15 protein-coding genes are annotated in these 23605 nt (G+C 36.7%); 2 read left to right on the top strand and 13 right to left on the bottom strand.

Going from position 1 to position 23605, the window contains the following annotated elements:
* Positions 1 to 21: 21 nt before the first annotated feature.
* From B0A67_RS22490 to B0A67_RS22480, 3 genes are all read right to left on the bottom strand, one after another.
* The gene (locus B0A67_RS22490; protein ID WP_007138072.1) at positions 22 to 243 is read right to left on the bottom strand and encodes a DUF2795 domain-containing protein; all 222 of its coding nucleotides are present in this window, start codon (positions 241 to 243) and stop codon (positions 22 to 24) included.
* Positions 244 to 413: 170 nt separating this feature from the next.
* Positions 414 to 983 (bottom strand): cob(I)yrinic acid a,c-diamide adenosyltransferase, encoded by a 570-nt coding sequence (locus B0A67_RS22485; RefSeq protein WP_072961720.1) that lies wholly within the window; start codon positions 981 to 983, stop codon positions 414 to 416.
* A gap of 106 nt (positions 984 to 1089) precedes the next feature.
* Positions 1090 to 1776 (bottom strand): ABC transporter ATP-binding protein, encoded by a 687-nt coding sequence (locus tag B0A67_RS22480; protein WP_072961717.1) that lies wholly within the window; start codon positions 1774 to 1776, stop codon positions 1090 to 1092.
* A 314-nt stretch (positions 1777 to 2090) separates the two neighbouring features.
* Here B0A67_RS22480 and B0A67_RS22475 point away from each other — a divergent pair, with 314 nt between their 5' ends.
* A complete protein-coding gene (locus B0A67_RS22475; RefSeq protein WP_072961714.1) occupies positions 2091 to 2750 on the top strand; it encodes a DUF6565 domain-containing protein in 660 nt (219 codons plus the stop codon).
* Positions 2751 to 2802: 52 nt separating this feature from the next.
* Here B0A67_RS22475 and B0A67_RS22470 read toward each other — a convergent pair whose 3' ends face one another.
* Positions 2803 to 3582, bottom strand: coding sequence for an O-methyltransferase (locus B0A67_RS22470; protein WP_072961711.1), 780 nt, complete (start codon positions 3580 to 3582; stop codon positions 2803 to 2805).
* A gap of 168 nt (positions 3583 to 3750) precedes the next feature.
* Here B0A67_RS22470 and B0A67_RS22465 point away from each other — a divergent pair, with 168 nt between their 5' ends.
* Entirely contained in the window at positions 3751 to 5304 is a 1554-nt protein-coding gene (locus B0A67_RS22465; protein ID WP_394364377.1) for an SDR family NAD(P)-dependent oxidoreductase, read from the top strand.
* A 108-nt stretch (positions 5305 to 5412) separates the two neighbouring features.
* On the opposite strand, the gene B0A67_RS22460 is transcribed toward B0A67_RS22465, so the two are convergent.
* The 9 genes from B0A67_RS22460 to B0A67_RS22420 form a co-directional block, all read right to left on the bottom strand.
* A complete protein-coding gene (locus tag B0A67_RS22460) occupies positions 5413 to 5874 on the bottom strand; it encodes an FKBP-type peptidyl-prolyl cis-trans isomerase (RefSeq protein WP_072961703.1) in 462 nt (153 codons plus the stop codon).
* Positions 5875 to 6019: 145 nt separating this feature from the next.
* Entirely contained in the window at positions 6020 to 7882 is a 1863-nt protein-coding gene (locus B0A67_RS22455; RefSeq protein WP_072961700.1) for an ABC-F family ATP-binding cassette domain-containing protein, read from the bottom strand.
* 224 nt (positions 7883 to 8106) lie between these two features.
* Complete coding sequence (locus B0A67_RS22450; protein ID WP_072961696.1) at positions 8107 to 11058, bottom strand: FAD-binding and (Fe-S)-binding domain-containing protein; 2952 nt, start codon at positions 11056 to 11058, stop codon at positions 8107 to 8109.
* A 98-nt stretch (positions 11059 to 11156) separates the two neighbouring features.
* Positions 11157 to 13454, bottom strand: coding sequence for an aminotransferase class III-fold pyridoxal phosphate-dependent enzyme (locus B0A67_RS22445; protein WP_072961693.1), 2298 nt, complete (start codon positions 13452 to 13454; stop codon positions 11157 to 11159).
* Between the two features lie 161 nt (positions 13455 to 13615).
* Positions 13616 to 15751, bottom strand: coding sequence for a beta-galactosidase (locus B0A67_RS22440; protein WP_072961690.1), 2136 nt, complete (start codon positions 15749 to 15751; stop codon positions 13616 to 13618).
* Between the two features lie 203 nt (positions 15752 to 15954).
* On the bottom strand, positions 15955 to 17961 hold the full coding sequence (locus B0A67_RS22435; RefSeq protein ID WP_072961686.1) for an MGH1-like glycoside hydrolase domain-containing protein: 2007 nt from the start codon (positions 17959 to 17961) through the stop codon (positions 15955 to 15957).
* 216 nt (positions 17962 to 18177) lie between these two features.
* A complete protein-coding gene (locus B0A67_RS22430) occupies positions 18178 to 19677 on the bottom strand; it encodes a RagB/SusD family nutrient uptake outer membrane protein (protein ID WP_072961683.1) in 1500 nt (499 codons plus the stop codon).
* A gap of 24 nt (positions 19678 to 19701) precedes the next feature.
* Positions 19702 to 22824 (bottom strand): SusC/RagA family TonB-linked outer membrane protein, encoded by a 3123-nt coding sequence (locus B0A67_RS22425; RefSeq protein WP_072961679.1) that lies wholly within the window; start codon positions 22822 to 22824, stop codon positions 19702 to 19704.
* Between the two features lie 157 nt (positions 22825 to 22981).
* On the bottom strand, positions 22982 to 23605 hold a 624-nt coding region (locus tag B0A67_RS22420; protein ID WP_123887468.1), incomplete at its 5' end, for an aldehyde dehydrogenase family protein.

The following is a 23605-nucleotide window of genomic DNA, read 5'->3' as shown; positions in this document are numbered from 1 at the left end:
CTTTTTCCTTTGGTTTATTTTTTAATATTCATCCTCATTCCAAAGATAATCTTCGTCTGTTGGATAATCAGGCCAAATTTCTTCCATTGATTCATATATCTCTCCTTCATCTTCGATTGATTGAAGGTTTTCTACTACTTCTAATGGAGCACCAGCTCTAATGGCGTAGTCAATAAGTTCATCCTTGTTAGCAGGCCATGGCGCATCACTTAAATAAGATGCTAATTCTAATGTCCAATACATCTGTTATCTGTTTAGTTTGTGCAAAAATAAATTTTTTACTGAAAAAGACAAGTAAATTTTGATTTATTTTAAGAAAATTTAAGAACGTCTCTATAAATTGCGGATTTTAGATTGTTGATTTTAGATTTTTAAGCTCTTAATCTAAAATCTTAACTCTGAAATCTAAAATTTCATTTTCTCGGAATCCATTTCACTTCATCCGCTTTTAAGTCTGACGACAACTTCCGTGCCAAGACAAAAAGATAGTCAGAAAGTCGGTTTAAGTACTTGATTGCGATTTCATGAACGTGCTCATTATGGCTTAAATGTACTGCCAAACGTTCTGCACGACGACAAATACAACGCGCAATATGACAATGTGACACGGTTGGATGACCTCCGGGCAAAACAAAATGAGTCATTGGCGGAAGGCTTTCTTCCATTTTATCTATTTCGTTCTCTAATAATTCAATGTCAGTTTCTATAATACCAAGGTTTTTCAAACGAAGTTCCCCGTTTTTTAAGACTTCTTTTTCTGCCGGAGTGGCTAAAATAGCACCAACGGTAAAAAGACGATCCTGAATTTCGATTAAAATAGTTTTATAATGTGCATCGATTTCCTGATCGCGAATGAGTCCTATATAAGAGTTCAATTCGTCGACAGTTCCGTAACTGTCAATCCTGATATGATCTTTGGGAACACGTGTGCCTCCAAAAAGAGCTGTCGTTCCTTTGTCTCCTGTTTTTGTATATACTTTCATTTTTTTTCTAAGCTGCTAAGTTGCTGAGATGCTAAGTGACTAAGTTTTTCCTTTTGCGATTAAACAATTAAACAAATAAACGGTTAAACTTATTTGAAATCTAAAATTATTTAGTAGTGTCGCTTTCGATTATGCCATCACGCAAACGAATTACACGATGTGCATAAGCGGCAATATCTTCTTCGTGTGTTACCAGGATTACAGTGTTTCCCTGAGCGTGAATATCGCTAAAAAGCTTCATGATTTCTACAGAGGTTTTACTGTCTAAGTTTCCGGTTGGTTCATCGGCCAATATAATTGAAGGTTTGTTGACCAAAGCGCGGGCAATGGCAACACGCTGACGCTGTCCTCCTGAAAGCTGATTGGGCTGATGGTCCATTCTGTCGGCAAGATTTACTTGTTTGAGTACCTCAATCGCACGTGCACTACGCTCAGATTTCGAATATCCGGCATAAATCATGGGTAAGGCTACATTGTCTAAAGCGGTAGTTCTGGGCAAAAGATTGAAGGTTTGAAATACAAATCCGATTTCTTTGTTTCGAATTTCGGCCAGTTCATCGTCTTTCATTTTACTGACATCTTTTCCGTTTAAAACATAATGTCCGGAAGTTGGCGTATCTAAACAACCTAATAAATTCATTAAAGTCGATTTTCCGGATCCCGAAGGTCCCATTAAAGCCACGTATTCTCCTTTGTTTATTTCTAAATCTATGCCTTTTAAAACATAAACAATTTCGTTACCTAATACAAAATCTCGTTTGATGTTGGTTATTTTAATTAATGGATTTGCCATTTCGATTTACAATTTTGGATTTAAAAGTACAAAACACTTTTCAATAAACGATAAGTAGCCTTAAATTGATTTTTGTTACAGAAACGGTTGTGTTTTAAGTAATCAGTTTAACCTGATTATTGGTCTGGATAAATTATAAATTAATCACAGAAAAAGATGTTATATCGTTTCGGATTGTTTTTGTATAATTACCATTTTTTTATGATTTTATTGAATTATAATGTTTTAAATATTGTAAAAGTGATAATTATGTAATATTAAGCGCGGTTTTGTAGCCTACATTTGTTAATATCTAATCTTAAATAATCAGAATTATGAAAAACATACAATTATTATCAGGAATTGCATTAGTTGCATTGGCTTTTACATCGTGTAAAGATGAGAAACAAGAGAAAGCTCAAAAAACAATCGACTCTTATGTAGCCTACGTCGATTCAGTTAAAAATGTAAAAGCAGACGATTTGAAAGCAGACTGGAAAGATGTTGAAGCAGAGTATGACAGAAAAGCTGCAGATGCTCAAATGGCACTTGCAGATATTAAAGACAACTCAGCTGCTACAGAAAAGATAAATGCGAGTAAAATCAAATACGAAGAATTCAAAAATGAAATGACCACCGTTTTTGCCCCTCCCGCTCCAAGCCCAAAACAACAATTGAGAAACGCCTTATTTGGTGAAGGAAAAATTGGAGATGATATGAATTTTGATTGGGTAAACGCTAAAAATATTCATAGTGTATACCAACAGTTCGTGCATACTGTAGAGAATAATAAAGATAAATATTCCCGTGAAGACTGGGATGAAGTTAAACTGATGTACGAAGCACTTGACAGCCGAAAAAATACGGTTGAAAAAGAAGGCCTAACATCTTCTGATAATAGAAAAATCGCAGGTCTGAAATTGAAATTTGCCCCAATGTATACTGTTAACAGAATGGGTGCTAAATCTGAAGAAACAGCAGCTGCAAAAAAATAATTGAATAAATTGAATTAGTATTAAAAGGCAATCAGAAATGGTTGTCTTTTTTTTATGCCCTGATGACAAAATGTTCTTTTTCCTGCTCATACCTAAAAAATACAAATCCCCATCGAAAGGTATCAATGGTTACGGTTACTTTTGGATGGTTTTTTATGATTTCCCACGCTTCTTCCATTTCTATAGACCAATGAATATCATCAAAAATCCAAACAGCATCATTTGTTATTGTTGGTAATAAAAGGTCAAAATAAGCGATAGTGGCTTTCTTTGAGTGGTTACCGTCGAAATATATTAGGTTCCAATCACAAATAGTAGCAGAATCTTTCAAGAATTCACCAAATTCTAAATTTAGAAACTCAAAGTTAAAATCTGGAAATTGTTCATTAAATAAATTTTCAGCAACTGAAAGTGTATTTTGGCAACCTTCAAGACTAAGTAAAAAAGAATCTTTATTGCCCAATGCCAGAGCAGAAGTTCCTAATCCCAATGAAGTTCCAATTTCAAGAATATTTTTTGGCTGAAAATAATTGGTTACCCGAAATAATAATTCGGCACGTTTTGGAGAAATTCCTGCTGTTGATGCAATTTTCGAAATCTGTCTTCTATTTGATTTAAATACTTTTGAACCGACACCAAAATCAGTTACTTCAATAAAGTTTTTGTTATGGAGTAATGATTTTCGATAGTTTTTCAGGATCGAATATTCGGGTTTTGGTTTCTTGTCGTAAAAACATTTTGTCAATAAACTAAACACAAACGGCGAATGAACTCCATGTTCATTTTTTGATTCCCAAAGGAATTTTAAATAAGATTTTATCTGAAATAGCATATCAATGTTTACAAGTAGGCGCGAAGATACAAAAAAGTCGAAAGTCGTAAAGTCGAAAGTTTTAAAGACATGGATGTTGCTTTATGACTTTTGATTTTGAACTTTTCCAACTTTTAAAAAGACTATATTTGCGAACTTTAATTTTAAGCTAATAGTAATACGTTTTTTATGATGTTGAAGCAAGAAATAGAGGATACAAGTAAGATATCTTCTGAAGAAATTAATCGATGCATTGCTGTTTTAGCACAATTGAATACGAATACAGATCTGATATTTGATATTCCGAAGGAACAACGAATCGCTTTGATCAGGGAAGCAGGAATGTTTTCGAGACCTGACAGAGATGAATTCTCAAGGCGAATTAAAGACGGCGTACAGGCAGCCAAACGTAAAAAAGAGAAGAAAGACAAAACGGCCCGTAAAGAAACCGGTATTCGTCATGCGCGTGAGGCGAGTGTATTTGTTGCTCCTAAATTATTAGCGTATACTGATCTTACCCATAAAGAACAATTAGAACTCGAAACACCCAGAAATTGTTACGTTTGCAAAACGGAATTTACCAAGATGCATCACTTTTATGACACAATGTGTACAGATTGCGGTGATTTTAATTATGCCAAACGTTTCCAGACCGCCGATGTAAAAGGGCAAGTGGCTATTATTACCGGTTCCCGGTTAAAAATTGGTTATCATATTACTTTGATGCTTTTGCGTGGCGGAGCAACTGTTATTGCTACAACCCGTTTTCCGGTAGATTCGGCTTTGCGTTTTGCCAAAGAAGATGATTTTATGGATTGGGGACATCGCTTAAAAATTCACGGTTTAGATTTAAGACACATACCAAGTGTGGAGATTTTTTGCAATTTTATTGAGCAAAAATACGAACGCTTAGATATTTTAATTAATAATGCGGCTCAAACGGTGAGACGTCCGGCAGGATTTTATTCGCATTTAATGCAAAATGAAGCATTACCAATACATGCCTTGCCTAAACAAGCACAGGAATTATTAGGGGATCATTTGAATTGTCTGGATGAATTAAAAATGCTGACATCCGGAGCTTCTTCAAACGAAAATATGCCGGTAACCTGGCACGGACCTGAACCCGGAATTGGTTTGCGCGCTTCGGCCCAATTGTCTCAAATTCCGTATTCTTTCGATAATGCATTGGTGGCCAATGAAGTTTTTCCGGAAGGAGAACTCGATGCCGATTTACAACAAGTCGATTTGCGTAAAACAAACAGCTGGCGTTTGCGTCTGGGACAAATTGAAACGACCGAAATGATCGAAGTGCAACTGGTAAATTCTGTTGCGCCTTTTGTATTGTGTAACCGACTTTCGGAAGTGATGAAAAAAGACAATACAGGAAAAAAACATATTATAAATGTATCGGCTATGGAAGGTAAGTTTCATCGTTTCTTTAAAGAAGACCGTCATCCGCATACGAATATGGCAAAAGCCGCTTTGAATATGTTAACGCATACATCATCCGGAACTTTGGCCAAACACGGTATTTTTATGAATGCTGTTGATACAGGTTGGGTAACCGATGAAGATCCTGCTGAATTGGCGAAAAAGAAACAGGAATTAGAAGATTTTCAACCACCATTGGATATTGTAGATGGAGCAGCACGTGTAATGGATCCTTTGTTTGACGGAATCAATACCGGAAAGCACTGGTGCGGAAAATTCCTGAAAGATTATAACCCGATTCCCTGGTAGGATTCGTTTTCAGTCGCGGTCGCAGTCTCTGTTTTTCTGCTTCATAAAAAAAAGCCACAACAAATAATTTTTCTGTTGTGGCTTTTTTTTAGATCTTTTGAGTTTTTATTAATTGACTTTAAGTAAATTAATATCAAAAATCAATACTGCGCCTCCCGGTATACCATTAGTGCCGGAATTTCCGTAACCTAAATGTGAAGGTATTAGTAAAGCTCCTTTACCTCCTTCTTTAAAAAGAGGAATACCTTCTGTCCAACCTTGAATTACTTTATTTAATGGAAAAGAAATTCCTTGTGCGCTTTGATCAAATATTTGACCATTGGTAAAATATCCTCTGTAAGCTACAGTTACATTTGAAGTTGCTGTGGGCTGAGCTCCTGTTCCAGGCTCGTTGATAATATAATACAAACCAGAAGCAGTTCTTGTTGCTGTTAGTTTGTTTTTGGCGATGTAATCAGTGATTTCTTTTTCGTTCTCGACAGTGTAGTCTGTTTTTTTTGAATCTTTGTCGCTAGAAGAACAAGAAACAAATAAAGTCATTGCAAAAATTGCTGATAATAAGTATTTCATATGTTTTTTTTTTTTTTAATGCAGGCAAATATAATAAAATTGAATTGTTTTTTGTTTCACAGAGATTCACAAAGAAAGCACAAAGCTTCACAAAAAAAAATCTTAGCGGGGCGTTGCGTTTTCTTTGTGAATACAAGTGTAGTATTTATCCCTCGATTTTAGCCGAAAGTTCAAACCAACGCTCTTCTTTCTGATCTATTTTATTGATGATGTTTTGCAATTCGTTTGCTTTTTTCTCAATATCAGCGTCTGCTACTTTTCCGTCAGAGAATAATTGTTCGATTTTAGTTTTGTCAATTTCTAAATCCTTGATTTCTCTTTCCAGTTTTTGATATTCTTTTTGCTCGTTAAAAGTCAGGTTTCCGGTTGGATTATTTTGCTTCCAGTCTTTTTTCTCTGCCTTGTTTTCTTCTTTTTGAGCTACATCGGCACTGTCTTCATACGCTCTGAAATCAGAGTAGTTTCCAGGGAAATCTTCAACAACACCTTGTCCTCTGAAAATGAATAAGTGATCTACGATTTTATCCATAAAGTACCTGTCGTGAGAAACAACTACTAAACATCCCGGATAATCCAAAAGAAAACTTTCCAGTACATTTAATGTTACGATATCCAAATCGTTTGTAGGTTCATCGAGAATAAGGAAGTTAGGATTCTGAATTAAAACAGTACATAAGTACAAACGTTTTAATTCTCCACCGCTTAATCGGTCAACGAAATCGTATTGTTTTTTGGCATCAAAAAGGAAACGCTCCAATAATTGTGAAGCCGAAATAATCTTTCCTTTCATTAACGGAATATATTCTCCGTATTCCTTTATAACATCGATAACACGCTGTCCCGGTTTTGGGTTGATTCCGCTTTGGGTATAATACCCAATTTTGATGGTTTCGCCAACAACAACTTTTCCGGAATCGAGTGGAAGAGTTCCCGTCAATAAATTAAGGAAAGTTGATTTTCCGGTACCATTTTTACCAATAATTCCGATACGTTCTCCACGTTGGAAGTCAAAACTGAAGTTATCTAAAATAACGTGGTCTTTGAATTTTTTTGAAATTTTGTGAAGCTCGATAATCTTACTTCCCATACGTTCCATATTGATTTCAAGCTCGACTTTATTTTCGCGACGGCGGCTTTGTGCTTTTTCTTTTATTACATAAAAGTCATCCTGACGTGATTTCGATTTTGTCGTTCTCGCTTTTGGCTGACGGCGCATCCATTCCAATTCCTTTACGAATAGGTTTTGGGCTTTGTCAACACTAGAGTTTTCAGAAGCAATTCGTTCTTCTTTTTTCTCTAAGTAGTACGAATAATTTCCTTTGTATTGGTATAGTTTTCCGTTGTCTAATTCTATGATTTCATTACATACACGTTCCAGGAAGAAACGGTCGTGCGTTACCATAAACAGTGTAATATTTTCTTTGGCAAAATAACTTTCCAGCCATTCGATCATTTCAAGATCCAGGTGATTGGTAGGTTCATCCAGAATTAATAAATCAGGACGATTGATCAGGATAATAGCCAATGACAAACGTTTTTTCTGACCACCGGAAAGACTTTTTACTTTTAGTTTAAAGTTTTCCAGTTTCAATTTAAACAGAATTTGCTTGTATTGTGTTTCAAAATCCCAGGCATTATGCTGGTCCATTCCGTCAAAAGCTTTTTGATAAGCTTCTTCGTCTTCTGGATTTTCAAGGGCTTTTTCGTAGGCTTCGATAACTTTCAGCGTTTCATTATCCGATGCAAATATGCTTTCTTCAATTGTCAGCTCTTCTTGTAAGTTATTGTTTTGTGAAAGAAAAGCCATTTTGATCCCTTTTCTTAAAACTACCTGACCTGTATCCGGTTCTTCCAAACCATTGATAATACTCATAATAGTTGTTTTTCCAGAGCCATTTTTGGCAATGAAAGCAATTTTTTGATCCTTATTGATTCCAAAAGAAATGTTATCAAATAAGGTTCTTTCGCCAAATGATTTGGAAATATTTTCTACAGATAAGTAATTCATGTTATTAAGTTGCTTAAAATTAAATAGTTGTAATGTTGTGAGACCTACAGCTCTCTAATTTAGTCTCTAGCTTTAAAAAGACTGATTTTCTTTATTTAAGCGGCAAAGATACCCTTTTGAACGTAACAAAAAAAGATAGCACTACGCTATCTTTTACTTCTTAAAAAACTATCACTGCTTTGTTGTGGCAAATTGTTTATTTTATACTGGTATTCCATTTCAACTTATGCTAAAGCCTCATAAAGTATCTCTACCGGATGTTGTGCTTTTCTGCCTGTACCATCTGATATTTGATGTCTGCAGCTTGTTCCGGATGCCGAAATTAATGTCGCCTCTTCTTCTGAACGAATGGTTGGGAATAAAACCAATTCGCCTATTTTCATAGAAATATCATAATGTTCTTTTTCGTAACCAAAAGATCCCGCCATACCGCAACAGCCACTTGGAATATTAAGAACAGTATAATTTTTTGGCAACATTAAAATTTTCTTTAACGGAACCAATGATGACAAAGCTTTCTGAAAACAATGTCCATGCATGCGAACCCGCTCTGTTTTATCAGTAAAACTGTCAGATGAAATTCGCCCTGCGTCAAGTTCTTTGGCTAAAAATTCTTCAATCAAAAAAGTTTTTTTAGCAAATACTTTCGCTTTTGTTTTTAAATCGCCACGGCATAAATCAGGATATTCATCCCGAAAACTCAATATTGCCGAAGGTTCGATTCCTATTAAAATACCGTTTTCAGGAATTGTCCTCTCAAAATCCCGGGTATTTTGTTCGGCAATTTCTCGTGCTTCTTTAAGCATTCCTTTCGAAAGATAAGTTCTTCCGCTGATTCCGATTTTAGGAATTTCAACCTGATAACCCAAACGATTCAGAAGCTTGACGGTTGTCTGACCAATTTCGACATCATAATAATTAAGGAATTCATCATTGTATAAATATACTTTGCCATTTGCAAAATTTCCTTGTTGAATGTGATTTTTCATCCATTTGGCAAAAGTGATTTTGTGCATCAAAGGCAGTTTTCTTTCTGTAGCAAAACCAGTTGCCTTTTTGATGGCATTTCCCAAAGCTCCTTTTGTAGAGAAATTATACATCCACGGAATTGCAGCAAACAATTGATTTATTTTTGGTGTATTTCCAATTAATCTCGAACGGAATTTGACTCCGTTTTTGTCATGATATTGTTGTAATGTTTCTGCTTTTAATTTTGCCATATCAACATTCGAAGGGCATTCAGATTTACAACCTTTGCAGCTTAAACATAAATCAAGTACATCGAGAAGATTCTCGTCGTCAAACTTATTCGCTTTTGTCGAGTTTGTAATGGTTTCTCTCAGCATGTTTGCCCTGGCGCGTGTCGTATGTTTTTCGTCGCGTGTCGCCATATAACTTGGGCACATTGTACCACCGCTTTTCTCTGTTTTTCTGCAATCACCGGATCCGTTGCACATTTCGGCAGCGCGCAGGATTCCGTTATGTTCAGAAAAATCAAAATACGTTTCCGGCATTGGTGTTTCCTGACCTGCCGTGTATCTTAAACTGGAATCCATTGGTGGTGTATTGACAATTTTACCCGGATTAAAAACGCCCCAAGGATCCCAAACTTGTTTTATTTGGATAAACAATTGATAGATTTTTTCGCCTAACATTAGCGGAATAAATTCTCCTCGAAGTCTTCCGTCACCATGTTCTCCGCTCAAAGAACCTTTGTATTTCTTTACTAAATGAGCAATGTCCGTGGCTATGGTTCTAAAGATTGCTGTGCCTTCTTTTGTTTTTAAATCTATAATAGGACGTAAATGTAATTCTCCCGTTGCCGCATGCGCATAATGCACACAGTTTAAGTTTCGCTCTTTTAATATGGCATTAAAATCTTCGATAAAATCCGGTAAATCATTCACATCTACAGCCGTATCTTCAATGACGGCAACGGCTTTTGCATCACCCGGAATGTTCGATAATAAACCCAACCCCGCTTTTCTTAATGCCCAGACTTTATTGGTGTCGTCACCGTACACAATCGGAAAATGATAGCCTAGATTTTTAGAACGCATTAAAGCTTCCATCTCTTTTGCAACTGTATCAATTTCTTCTTGTGAATTTCTTAAAAACTCAACTGCTAAAATGGCCTGAGGATCTCCTTTTACAAAAAAACGATTCTTGCTTTGCTCAATGTTTTCTTTGGTACATTCCAAAATATAATGGTCAATTAACTCGACACTATCGGGATTAAATTTCAGCGCTTCTATATTTGCTTTTAGCGCTTCATTGATACTGTCAAAATGAATGCATATTAAAGCGGCAAAAGGTTTCAGCGCCTCAACTAAATTTAGTTTTATAGCCGTAGAAAAAAATAAAGTTCCCTCAGATCCTGCAATTAATTTACAAAAATTGAATTTTTCATCAAAAGCTCCAAAAGGCATAGAATCTGCCAGTAAATCCAAAGCATAACCTGTATTTCTTCTCGGAATTGTTTTCTTGGGGAAATTATCTTCGAATAAAGTTCTGTTTTCAGCAGAGGATAATATTTCTTTTGCCTGAACATAAATCGCTTGTTCTAAAGGGCTTACAACATTGATTCCATTGCATTTGTCTTCAAACTCGGCGTTTGTTAACGAACCAAAAGTAACTTCATTGCCATCGGCCAAAAAACCTTTGATTTCGAGTAAATGTTCACGCGTAGATCCATAAATGACGGATCTTGCGCCACAAGCATTGTTCCCGACCATTCCGCCAATCATACAGCGATTACTTGTCGAAGTTTCAGGTCCAAAAAAGAGTTTGTACGGTTTCAAATGAAGATTCAGTTCATCTCGAATTACGCCAGGTTCTACCCAAGCCGATTTATTTACCTGATCTACTGAGATAATCTTGGTGAATTCCTGCGAGATATCAACTATGATCCCATTTCCAACTACCTGACCTGCAAGCGAAGTTCCCGCCGCACGCGGAATCACGCTGCTATTATTCTCTCTTGCAAAAGCAATAATTTTCTGAATGTCTTCTTTTGTTTTCGGAATCGCTACCGCCAAAGGCATTTCTTTATAAGCGCTGGCATCTGTTGCGTAAAGCAAACGCATGGTATGATCGTAAAATAATTTACCCTCTAATTGTTTTTCTAAACCTTCAAGATGAATAGAACTCTTGGAAAGGATATTATTATCATTCATTTTAATACTTATATATAATTCCCGCCACAAAGGCGCTAAGACGCAAAGTTTAAGCACAAAAACCTTGGCGAATTTGTGCCTTTGTGCCGAGATTTCTTTTACAATTCGCTTAATGCGATATCTAATAATCTTACCATTTCATCCGCATTTTGTTTACTAAACGGCATTGGTGGTTTTATTTTTAAGACATTGTGTAAAGGTCCGTCCGTACTTAATAAATAGCCGTTGGCTTTCAGTTTTTCGACTACGATATCTATTTCAGGAACTGCTGGTTCCATTGTTGTTCTGTCTTTTACCATTTCGGCACCAATGAACAATCCATGTCCGCGAACGTCACTGATGATTGGATATTTTGTCATTAAACCTTTAAGTCCGTTCATCAAATGATTTCCAACTTCTAAGGCATGTTGCTGCATTTCTTCTTCCTGAATAACATCTAAAACGGCTAATCCTGTTGTCATAGAAACGGGATTTCCGCCAAAGGTGTTGAAATATTCCAGTCCGTTATTAAAAGCATCTGCAATTTCTTCTGTTACAATTACAGCTGCCAAAGGATGACCGTTACCAATTGGTTTTCCTAAAACTACAATATCCGGAACTACATTTTGCAATTCAAATCCCCAGAAATGATCTCCAATTCTGCCAAAACCAACCTGAACTTCATCGGCAATACAAACACCTCCGGCTGCTCTGACATATTCGTAAGCCGTTTTTAGATAATTCTCCGGTAACGGAATCTGACCTCCAACGCCCAATAAAGTTTCACAAATAAATACGGCAGGCGCTTTGTTTTCCTTTTTTAGGTCTTCGATGATTCTTTGAACATCTGCCGCGTATTTTTCGCCTGCTTTTGCATCGCCATATTTATACGGACCACGATACAAATCCGGATTAATCGCTTTGTGGATCCACGGCATTTGACCAGAACCGCCTTTGCTGTCAAATTTATACGGACTCATTTCCATTGCTACCGTAGAAGTTCCGTGATAAGCATGATCTAATACAATAATATCTTTTTGTTTGGTAAAATGACGACTCATTCTGATTGCTAAATCGTTGGCTTCACTACCTGAATTTACGAAATAGCAAACGCTTAGTTTCTCCGGTAATGTTGCGGTTAATTTTTCGGCATATTCGGTTATGGCATCATTTAGATATCGGGTATTGGTATTTAAAGTGGCAATTTGCTTTTGCATTTTTCGAACTATAACCGGATGGCAATGCCCAACATGCGAAGGATTATTGACACAATCTACAAATGTTCTTCCTTTATCGTCGTATAAATATTGCAAAGCTCCTTTTACAATTTTCAATTTGTCTTTGTAACCAATGCTTAGATTTCGACCTATTTTCTTTTTACGCACTTCCAGTAAATCGCTATAATCGTCTTCATTGATTAATCCGGTAAAACCACACGCTTTTCTAAAAGTATCCTGTGCCTTGATTGGATTAATTTGGATTAACTTATACAACAAATCCCAAGCTGGTTTTTCAGTAATAAAATGATGCTCATTATTACTGTCTAATGACGCATTATACGCCGATTGTGTGACGCTAATACAAAGTCGTCCGGCAATTAAATAATACAATAAATCCAATTCCTGCTCTGTCAATGCGTACGCTTTATGATATCCTGCAACAATCGCAGCCGCAACTCCCAACGGATCTTCTTCGTCGAGCATTGCATAAGTACAGGCTATTGCCAAATTATTGATCAATGCGGTATAAACCATATCGCCAAAATCGATCAATCCGTTAATGCGATTTTCTTGAACCAGTACATTATAATCGTTGGCATCGTTATGAATATAAGCATGTCTTAAACGGTGTATTTGTGGCAAAACCTCAGTATCAAATTGCAGCAGAAAATATCCTGCAATACGTCTTTTTTCGTGATTTAAAATATATTTTAAGTTGTCACTTGCTTCGCTCGCACGGCTTATATCCCAAGTATAGCTGCGATGCATTGCCGGATGTGAAAAATCCTGTAACGCATGATCCATTTTGCCTAAAAAAGAACCTAAGTTGTGATGTAATTCGCTTGTTTTGTCTTTTTCGTCCACCCAGAAAGTACCTTCTAAAAAGTTTAGGATCCTGATGTAGTACACTTTAGAACCCTTAACTATTTTAGTTAATTCTTCTCCTTGTTTATTGATGCTAAAATGTTGAAAACAATCTGAAATACTGCTTTTTTTAAGATGCTGAATAATGCTAATCTGCGCTTCTAAAAAAGGAAACGGATGACTTTCATTGGATACTTTTAGAATGTATTTTTCGTTTTTCTCATTCGATAAAAGAAAATTTAATTCGTCATATCCATTTAATGCTTTTACGGACACATTTAATCCGTAATGTTCTTTTACTAAATCCTGAATAGTTGCTTCTGAAAAAGTCATTGTTATTTTTTTGTATGTTTAAGTAATCCTGCAAGGTCTTTTTCTGACCTTGCAGGTTATAATTATAGTTGTTTTTTTTCGCCACGAATTCACGAATTTATATGGATTTTGTTAAAAAAAATCGTGAATTCGTGGCTAACTTTTACTTCATTGTAAACTTTTTATTTCCAAATAACAGCCTGAGCCGGTTGCAACGGATTTTGTCCTACCAATATTTTGCTTCCTTTTGGAATTGGCAAGTTGATAGCCTCGTTTGTATAGTTTACACCTACATAAAAACCATCTCTCCATTCGATAAATACTCCTTTTGGCAAGTCTTCGATGGCAACTTTTGCACGTTCGTAAATTGTTCGAACTACTTGTCTTTCTAAGTTTCCGTCTTTACTTTCTGCACCAATATACGTGATTGTTCCTTTGCCTAATTTTCTGGTAACCGCCGCTGCTTTGCCTTTGTAAAACTGATCTGCATAAGTAGCCAAAATTTCTGTTCCTTGTTTCGGGTTTAAAACATCAGCCCAGGTATTCCATTTATAAGTATTTGTTCCGGCAGTTATTGTTCCGTTTACGTCTTCAACAAGCATGTCAAAGAATTCTACATCGGCACCAATTAAAGGTACGATTGGTGCATTCCATTTGGCTTCAAAGAAATGTCCGTTTCTATCCTTTTGACCCGTACGGCAGGAAAGAATTAAATTTCCTCCGTTCTCTACATATTTAGTCCATTTTTCGACTAATTTTTGATCGATCAGTTGGTAAGCCGGAGCTACAATAAACGGATAAGTCGAGAAATCGTCTTCTTCTGTAATAAAATCCATAGGTGCGCCAGTTGATTTTACAGCTGATGTATAAGTAGTTCTATGTCTCCACGTACTCCAGAATTCCGTTTGTTTTTGGTTTTCTAAATCCCAAAGATTTTCATGACTCCATAAAAAGCCTGTTTTTCTTTTCGAAAGATTCTCCGGAATTACCGCTTTTGGATTGTATTCTTTACGAAGCAATTTCATGTCTTCGATCGATTGTACAAACTCTTTCCCGCCTTCACTCAATGTTACACCATCTGTTCCTACGATTCCGTCATGATACATTTCGCTGCTTCCCAGTGGATGTCTGTATCTGTAGGTGCAGGTAAAAGAACAGCCTCCGCCAAAAGCCTGTGAGATCCACATGTGAACCGTTCCAGGAAGCAATTGCGGATTTATTCCTGCCCAGTTTACTTGTCCGGGCTGCAGTTCCATAACACCGGTAATACCAGTTATAGACCTGTAATAATCATTGGCTTCCGAAATTTTGTTAGGATGTCCCATTCTAAAATTCTGACCTCCTAATGAATTTCTCCCGCTTACAGGATACATTGTGTACGTAACAAAATCCATTTTGTCAGCACTTCTTGGATCGGCATCATAAATTACATTCGTAAAGTTGGTTGTAATCCATTGTTTTGGGTCAACGTATTTACGAAGAATTTCAGCTTGTCTGTTAAGATATTCTCCTTGTGCATCCGAAGTAAATCTTTTAAAATCTAAAACTGCATGAGGACTTAGTTTGTCTTCCACATAAATCTCTGCATTTGGCAGAACAATTTGATCGAAATTGTTGTACCTCGTACTCCAGAAATTCCCTACCCATTCTGTATTCAGTTTTTCGATTGTTCCGTATTTGGCTTTAAGCCAGGTTTGAAATGCTTTGCGGGCAGAAGGGCTAAAATCGGCAGTTCCCAAAGGTTCATTATCGATTTGCCAACCCATGATGTTTTTATTCTTACCGTATCTTTTTCCTAATTCTGTTACGATCTGATCTGTAAATTCACGGTATTTTTCATTCGTAATAGATACATTTGCTCTGTTGCCATGTTCTCTGCGGCGTCCGTTTGCATCGACCAAATAAATCTCAGGATATTTTTCTCCCATCCAGGCCGGCGGGGTAGGCGTTGGTGTACAAAGAATTACTTTTAAGCCTTGTTTTTCGGCTATAGCCAAAGCATCGTCCAGCCATTTAAAATCATATTTTCCTTCTTCAGGCTCCATATAAGTCCAGGCAAACTCAGCAAAATGCGTAAATTCGAATCCTAGTTTTTTAATATTTTTAAGATCACGTTCCCATTGTTCTCTTGGCCATTGTTCCGGATAATAATAAACCCCGATTTGCATTAAATCAGGCTTTGAGAAAAAACGCTGCGGATCTTTCTTTTCAGTAACTGTTGTTTTTTTACTTTGAGCAAAAACAGGCGTCGAATTGCAATTTGCAATAAACAACGCCGCTAATACTATTTTTGTGAACGATATATTTTGGTTGAACATACTTTGTAATATTGTTGTGTTAATCAAATTTAGATAGTTATTCTTAACTCATTGTCTGTAAATTATAAAACTTTGATTAAACACATAGAAACATGGTTTTAAAATCTATGTTTCTATGTGTTAAAAGTTTTCTCTCGCAGATTTAGCAGATTTTTTTTTTAATGTTTTTATCATTTAGATTTTAATTCATCAATTCTGACTCACTATTTATCTTCTAAAATCAGCATTAAATAATGAGAAGCTGACCAGCTAAAGTTAAAGGCTTCTAATCCTTTTCCTGTAACAGGCTGATAATTTTCTCTAATCGATGTGCCTTTGTCTAAAACTCCTTCGGCATTATAAATTAGTTTGTGCGCCAATTCGTTTGCTTCGTTTGTGTATCCGTATTTTTCTAATCCGTTTATTCCGAAATAACTTTGATCCAACCAAACGGGTCCTCTCCAATAGCCGCCTTCGGGTTTGAATTTAGGATGATTAGCTGCCAGTGTTGGTAACGGAACAAAAGTGTTTAAGGAATTGGTGTCCAGCATATTTCCTTTTGCTGCTTTTACTTGTTCAGCTGTCGCTGCTTCTGACCAAATTGGCGAATATCCTTCGCATCCCATTGCTTTTATCAATGTTTTTCCGTCGATTGTGGTGTCGTAAAACCAGCCTGTTGCTGCATCCCAAAACTGATTCTGAATTTTAGCTTTTAAGGTTACGTTTTCGTCTTTCCATTTTTTAGCTTCTTGGGGTAGTTTTAGCACCTCAGCCATTTTATTCAAATAGTTTTTCTCAGCATATAAAAATGAATTCAAATCAACACTTTCCTGATCTAATGAATAGGCTTTTTCTCCGTTTTTCAGGATTTTGCTGTCATCAAAACGAACGGCATTGTCCATTCCGCTTTCCCATTTTGCTGCTATTAAAGTTCCGTCTGTTGATCCAAATTCGCATAAACCATCCTGATCATGATCACGTTCTTTGTACCACCAATTATGATATGATTTTAGCTTTGGATAAAACTCTTTAATAAAATTGACGTCTTTCGTTTTTTCATAAATTTTCCAGATTGCCCAAGCGGCAAGCGGTGCTTTTGTATTTCGGTAATTGTTTTCTTCAAGAAGATTGTTTCTATAGATACAATCCGGAATAAATCCGTTTGGTTCCTGGTAATCGAACAAAGCACGCATTTGATTTTTTGCCAATTCACCGTCGTAATTGGCTACGGCTACGGCATGTTTCCAACTGTCCCAAGCCCAAAAACCATGAAACCATTCGTAATTGTAACTCGGAAAAAGTCCGCCGTGTTTTAAGCCTTCTGCGGCAATTCTTGTATTGTTTTGTAATGTCAATACTAGTTTTGCAACCAAATCAGAATAGACTCCGTCTTTGTAGATGCTTTTCTTTTTGGCAATTAATTGTCCTAATTGCTTTTCTTTTTCTTTTTGTGTGTTGTTCAATACGGTATTGAATGCTGTTTTTGCAATTGCTTCATTTTCATTCTTCCATGAATATTGTGCGAAAATAAATGTTTGGGCAATTACAATTTCTTTGGTTTCGTTTGGTTTCAAAACCAGTTTTTCTGTCTGAGCTTTATAGCCTTGTTTTGTAATTTCAATTTCAGGATTACTGTTCAAAAACTGAATATAACCTGTTGCAGTACTTTTCGTGGAAACGATTTTTAAAGTTTTGCCTTCTTTTGATAATTGTAAATCATCTAAAAAAATGTTCGAATCATACGAAGGAAAAAGCGTGATTACTTTGCCCGATTTATTGGTAATACTTGTTTTTTGTAATGCTGAATGTGCTGATAAAAACACCAATTGCTGTTTGATTTCTATTTTTTCGTTTTTAAATTCCTGCTCTAAATGGCTGTTGTAACTGTTTTGAGCAACCAATGCACTTTTCCAGTTGATGACTTCCTGTTTGTTTTCATCCTTTAGCTGAAGCGAAACAAACGATGGACTTAACCAAACCCCGTTTTGTTCTGTCATTAAAAAAGGTCCTGAAAATCCTGCCTGTACTTCTGATCCGTCTAAGAATCCGAATGCAAACCATGCGCCTTTATCTGAGAATGCCAATGATTTTCTGTCTGTAGCATTTGTTGGGTTTCCTTTGTAGTTGATACTGTTTTTGGCAGATTCTAAGATTGGAAAGCTCTTTTGTGACCAACCCAATTGGACTATAAAAAAGGATGCAAGAATAAAAAGTATTTTCTTTTTGCCCATGTTATTTTGTTTTTGTGGTGTTTCTATTTAGATATAATATACTAAATGTTTCTTTGCGTTACATATTTTTAGAAAAGAGTTCGCCACGACCCGAGCGATAGCGAACAGGCGAAGTAATTCCACAAATTATTTAAAAAATAATCAATTTGATTAATTAGTGATAATTTGTGGAATTTGTGGTGAAAAAAAACTTTAATCGAATTCTTTGCTAAATGATTAATTCGCTTGTAATTCTGTCAAAGGAATTGGGTAAAAGTTGTTTTTTGATGCATCAAAACCAGTTCTTCCTACGGCATCAAGTGCGGCTTTTGTTTTTCTCCAACGGCGTAAATCATAAAAACGATAGTTCTCGAGTGGGAATTCTAAAATTCTTTCGTGCTCGATCTGTGCTTTTACCTCAGCTGTGGTTGTACCTGTCATTGCCGGCATATCTGCTCTGTTACGAACTTTGTTGATATACGGAATAGCTTCTCCGGTGCGCCCTAATTCATTCAAGACTTCGGCTTGCATCAATAATACATTTGAATACCTCATAAGCGGAATATTGATTGCTGTAAATTCCTGATTCATTTTGTCCTGCGTACTTGGGATGTATTTACGATATACGGGTTTGTCTGTACCTCCAAATTTTTCATCATAAGTAGTTCCTAATACCAAAGGATTGTTCGGATCATTGAAGTAAGGATCTTTGAAGAAAATGGTTCCGTAAAAACGGGAATCATAATTTCCTGTAGTCGCAATTTTTCCTTCTTTTTTGAATTCGCTTACAAGCATTGCACTCGGAATAATTTCATCCCATCCGCCAAGTTCAGCTGCTGCCATCCAATAGTGAAGTGCATTACGGTAGAAAGCTCCGTTTGCTGTAGTTTCTGAGAATTGCAGTTCGAAAATCGATTCTTTAGTGTTTTTGGTAGTTCCGTCAAACATAGAAACATAATCTTTTACCAACTCATATCCCTGCACTTTATTAAGTGCTGTAAGAGCTTCGTTTAAGAATGCTTGCTTTTGAGCCGTTTCTTCGTAAGCTCTGGTCATATAGGCAAATCCTAAATAACTATTTGCGGCACCGCTTGTAGCACGACCGGTTTTATCCTGAGATTGTTTTGCAGGAAGTACATCGGCTGCAGCCTTAAATTCACTTGTAATAAAATCCCAGGCTTGTGCACGTGTTGATAACGGAATGTTGAGATCGCTTTCTTTAGTAATGTATTTGTTTCTAATATAAATCTGATCCCAGTTCAAAAGCAATTTCATGTGATAATAAGCACGTAAAAAACGGGCTTCTGCTTCAATTTGCCTGCGATCCGCATCACTTAATGTGGATGCCGGAACTTGTGGCAATTTATCAATAACCTGATTGGCATTACTGATTCCTCTGTAATTGATTTTCCAATAACTCGTGAACTGGCTATTTCCGTTAGTATAAGTAAATGTCGAAAGTTCTACCCAGTTTTGGTAGTTTAAAGCGTCGCTTCCTAATTCATTTATGTCTTCACGGTAAGCCTCAACCGGCCATTTTACTTCGGCGAAAGCCCATACATCAACAGCACATTCTAATTGCGCATAAGTGGCGCCTAAGGCAGATTCGGCATCGGCTTTGTTTCTCCAGAAATTTTCTGAAGTAAGTTCGTCCGGAGATTTTTGGTCCAGATAATCACTACAGCTTGTGATAGTGAACAGACCTATAGTGGATAATACTAAAAATATCTTTTTCATGATAATGTCTTTTTTAAAATAGAATTAAAATATATACTGAACACCAGATACAAATGATCTTGTAAATGGATAAACAAAACGGTCAACACCAGTGTCAATTATTTTTTCGCGTGAGAATTCCGGATCAATACCTGAATAATTGGTGATGGTAAACAAGTTTTCAGCACTTATATAAAATCTAAGTTTGTCTATTTTTGCTTTCCCTAAAATTTTGGTCGGAATAGTATATCCTAATTGTATCTGGCGCATTCTGATAAAATCGCCACTCTCAAGGAAACGATCAGATTCGCGGCTGTTTCCGTTAGGATCCTGTAATACGGCACGAGGAATGTTACTGTGATTTTCCGGTGTCCATGAATTCAATGTCGAAGCCAGCATATTGGTTCCTGAGTTCATAGATTCGTAGAAATACCTGTTTCCGTTGTATAATTTATTACCCCAGCCGCTTCCAATCAAAGCAGAAAAATCAAAACCTTTATAACTTGCGCCTAAGCTAAGGTTTACTTCTAATTTTGGTAATCCTGTTCCTGCGTATGCTTTGTCATTTTCATCTATAACACCATCTCCGTTCAAATCTTTGAAACGAATATCTCCGGGCTGCGCATTTGGCTGTAATAAAACACCATTTTTGCTATGAGCGTTTACTTCTTCTGCAGATTGGAAAATTCCGTCTGTTTTGTACAAATAAAATCCACTAATTGGGCTTCCTACGCGTGCTTGGGTTGGAAAATGCTCGTCTCCATATTTTAATCCTTCTCCGTAGATTGTTTGTCCTTCGTTTGCCAGTTCTACAACTTTGTTTTTAAGAGTAGAAAAATTTAAACCTGCGTTGTATTTGAATTCATTAACCTGATCGCGGTAATTGACTTCAAATTCAAATCCGCTGTTACTGATTTTACCTACGTTAAGAACCGGGTCGTCAATTCCCGCAGATGGAGCCAGTTTTTTTGTAATCAGTAAATTGTCTGTTACATTATGGTAGTAGTTCATCGAACCGCTGATTTTTCCTTTCAAAAGGGTATAATCAATACCTATATTCTTAGAATCTGTCGTTTCCCATTGCAGGTTTCTGTTTTCTAATGCCATTGCAATACTTCCCGGCCATGGGTTGCTTCCGTTTCCTTGTACATAACCTGAACCTAAAGTATTTCCGGTTTTAATCAATGTATTTGCAGAGTAATATCCTAAAGCAGCTTCGTTACCTAATTGTCCCCAGCTTGCACGTAGTTTTAAAGTTGAAAGAACCATATCCTTTGGGAAAAAATCTTCCTGCTCAATTTTCCATCCTAAGGCAATAGAGGGGAAAGTTCCCCAACGGCTGTCTTCTCCAAATTTAGACGAACCATCTTTTCTAATTGTCATTTGAAGTAAGTAACGGTCTTTGAAAGAATAGTTTAATCTGCTAAAGAAAGAAAGACGGTTGTATTGGTATTTTGAACCATCTGCAGCATACGTTCCACCTCTTCCTGCACCAATAGTTTCAAAACCAGGATCTAAAAACCCGGACGGACGGTCGATAGAAACCAACTGTCCGTCTTCTACAGAATAATCGGTTGTTTTTCCTTCCACACTAACCTGATTCCAGTTTGATGATTGGCTGTTGATGGTATTACCAAGCATTAAACCAAAAACATGTTTACCGAAAGTTTTATCAATTGTAATAATATTATCTAAAATTTGCTCATCCCAGGTTGTTCTCAATTCCGTTTGCATCGGATAAAGGTGCACCTCTTTTGGATTTGCAATATAAGGAGGGAAATGTGCCGTTTGCTGGCTGTTTTTTACGCGGTAAGAATAACCCAGTTTATATTTTATCCACGACGCTATATTTGCCGTTACCGAAATATTTGCTGTTATATCCTGTCCTTTTTCGTTGCTTTTCTTAAAATGTTCTTCGGCAACAGGATTTGTTCCTGCCGGAAGACCATTTTTGTTCGACAAACCGTAACCGTATTGCTCATTTTCATCATAAACCGGAACTAGCGGAGACATGGTGTATACCTCTTTTAATTGAAAATTAGGCAAAGCATTTTGCGTTGCCTGATACGCCATTTTTCCGTCAATATCAAAAATTGATTTCTTGAAACTAATTCTTGCGCTGGCCATTTGCTGACCATATTCATTGTCAATTATGATACCTTTTTGCTTTACGTAATTACCATACAAAGCAAATTTAAAATCGCCCTGTCTGCCCTGAACTCCCAAACCGTAGTTTTGAGTAAGCCCTGAACGGAAAACTTCATCCTGCCAATCTGTATTGGTATCTGATGGAGCCGTTATATAAGCCGGAAGCGGTTTTGGCGAAGTTGCATATTTGTTGTATTCATCATACATTCTTTTATTTACAGTACGATATCCGTCAGCATCTAATAAATCTAAAGTTTTTGATGGATTTGTGATGCTTAAAAATGAACTGAAATCTACTTTTACGCCTTCTTTCTGACCGTTTTTAGTAGTAACGATAATTACACCGTTGGCAGCCACAGATCCGTAAATTGCCGCCGCAGCACCATCTTTAAGCACCTCTATAGATTCTATATTTGTTGGGTTTACGGTATTGATGTTTCCTTGAAATCCGTCAATAATATAAAGTGGTTCTGTTGCTCCAAAGGTATTTACCCCACGAATTTTTACTTTTACATCTGCTCCTGCAACACCACCGCTTTTTTGCACATTTACTCCGGCAACTAAGCCTTGAAGTGCTTCGGCCGGATTTGTTGTGGCTCTGGTTTCGAGGCTTTCTTTTTTAACGGTAGCAATAGCTCCGGTAACATTGCTCTTTTTCTGAGAACCGTAACCAATAATAACCACTTCGTTCAGTTTATTGGTTTCTTCCTGCATCACCACATTAAATTCTGTGCGGTTGTTTACAGCTTCGCTTTTTCCTATGAATCCCATATAAGAAAAAACGATAATCGGATCTGTAAGACTTGACGAATATACCAGTGTATAATTTCCGTCAATGTCTGTTGCGGCATTGTACTTAGAATCTTTAATAGAAATACTTACGCCTGGCAGCGTATTGTTTTTCTCGTCTGTAATTTTTCCTGAAATTGTTTTTTGCGCTTGTGCAAAATTGAGGTTTGGTAACCACAAGCATAACAGTAGAGGAATAAAATTTAGCTTCCTAACTAGTAGTTTTTTCATTTTGGTAATGTTTTGGTTAATTAAAATTTCGCTTTTTAGTTTTTTTTTTTTTTTTTCATTGTAACGCAAACATTTTATTTAGGCAATGGTGGAAGGACTGCTTTATAAAATGCGGTATTCTCTTTGTTGGGATTTTTGTTTTTGGTTTGTAATCAGTTTATAAATCAAATTTTATTCCTTGTGCCAATGGCAGGCTAGTAGTGTAGTTAATGGTATTCGTTTGTCTTCGCATGTAAACTTTCCAGGCATCAGAGCCTGATTCTCTTCCTCCGCCTGTTTCTTTTTCGCCGCCAAAAGCACCACCAATTTCAGCACCGGATGTTCCGATATTTACATTGGCAATACCGCAGTCAGATCCTGTAACAGATAAGAACAATTCGGCTTCTCTTAAATTATTGGTCATAATAGCCGAAGACAATCCTTGGGCTACGCCATTCTGTATTGCAATGGCATCGACAACCGTTCCTGAATATTTTAATAAGTACAATACGGGGGCAAAAGTTTCGTGTTGTACAATTTCAAATGTGTTCTCGGCTTCAGCAATTGCAGGTTTTACATAACAGCCGCTTTCATATCCTTCTCCTGAAAGTACGCCGCCTTCTACCAGGATTTTCCCGCCTTCGGCTACCACTTTTTCCAGGGCCTGATGGTACATTTCGACTGCATGTTTGTCTATTAGCGGACCAACATGGTTCGTTTCGTCTAATGGATTCCCGATACGCAATTGTTTGTAGGCAGAAACGATTGCATCTTTTACTTTGTCATAAATACTTTCGTGAAT

It is taken from the genome of Flavobacterium aquidurense (assembly GCF_002217195.1).
GTDB lineage: Bacteria > Bacteroidota > Bacteroidia > Flavobacteriales > Flavobacteriaceae > Flavobacterium > Flavobacterium frigidimaris.
This window is presented reverse-complemented; position numbering and strand designations above follow the sequence as displayed.

What these genes read in the sequence shown, in the direction of transcription:
- B0A67_RS22490 (WP_007138072.1), bottom strand. Translation starts at nt 243, where the DNA reads ATGTATTGGACATTAGAATTAGCATCTTATTTAAGTGATGCGCCATGG.
- B0A67_RS22485 (WP_072961720.1), bottom strand. Translation starts at nt 983, where the DNA reads ATGAAAGTATATACAAAAACAGGAGACAAAGGAACGACAGCTCTTTTT.
- B0A67_RS22480 (WP_072961717.1), bottom strand. Translation starts at nt 1,776, where the DNA reads ATGGCAAATCCATTAATTAAAATAACCAACATCAAACGAGATTTTGTA.
- B0A67_RS22475 (WP_072961714.1), top strand. Translation starts at nt 2,091, where the DNA reads ATGAAAAACATACAATTATTATCAGGAATTGCATTAGTTGCATTGGCT.
- B0A67_RS22470 (WP_072961711.1), bottom strand. Translation starts at nt 3,582, where the DNA reads ATGCTATTTCAGATAAAATCTTATTTAAAATTCCTTTGGGAATCAAAA.
- B0A67_RS22465 (WP_394364377.1), top strand. Translation starts at nt 3,751, where the DNA reads ATGATGTTGAAGCAAGAAATAGAGGATACAAGTAAGATATCTTCTGAA.
- B0A67_RS22460 (WP_072961703.1), bottom strand. Translation starts at nt 5,874, where the DNA reads ATGAAATACTTATTATCAGCAATTTTTGCAATGACTTTATTTGTTTCT.
- B0A67_RS22455 (WP_072961700.1), bottom strand. Translation starts at nt 7,882, where the DNA reads ATGAATTACTTATCTGTAGAAAATATTTCCAAATCATTTGGCGAAAGA.
- B0A67_RS22450 (WP_072961696.1), bottom strand. Translation starts at nt 11,058, where the DNA reads ATGAATGATAATAATATCCTTTCCAAGAGTTCTATTCATCTTGAAGGT.
- B0A67_RS22445 (WP_072961693.1), bottom strand. Translation starts at nt 13,454, where the DNA reads ATGACTTTTTCAGAAGCAACTATTCAGGATTTAGTAAAAGAACATTAC.
- B0A67_RS22440 (WP_072961690.1), bottom strand. Translation starts at nt 15,751, where the DNA reads ATGTTCAACCAAAATATATCGTTCACAAAAATAGTATTAGCGGCGTTG.
- B0A67_RS22435 (WP_072961686.1), bottom strand. Translation starts at nt 17,961, where the DNA reads ATGGGCAAAAAGAAAATACTTTTTATTCTTGCATCCTTTTTTATAGTC.
- B0A67_RS22430 (WP_072961683.1), bottom strand. Translation starts at nt 19,677, where the DNA reads ATGAAAAAGATATTTTTAGTATTATCCACTATAGGTCTGTTCACTATC.
- B0A67_RS22425 (WP_072961679.1), bottom strand. Translation starts at nt 22,824, where the DNA reads ATGAAAAAACTACTAGTTAGGAAGCTAAATTTTATTCCTCTACTGTTA.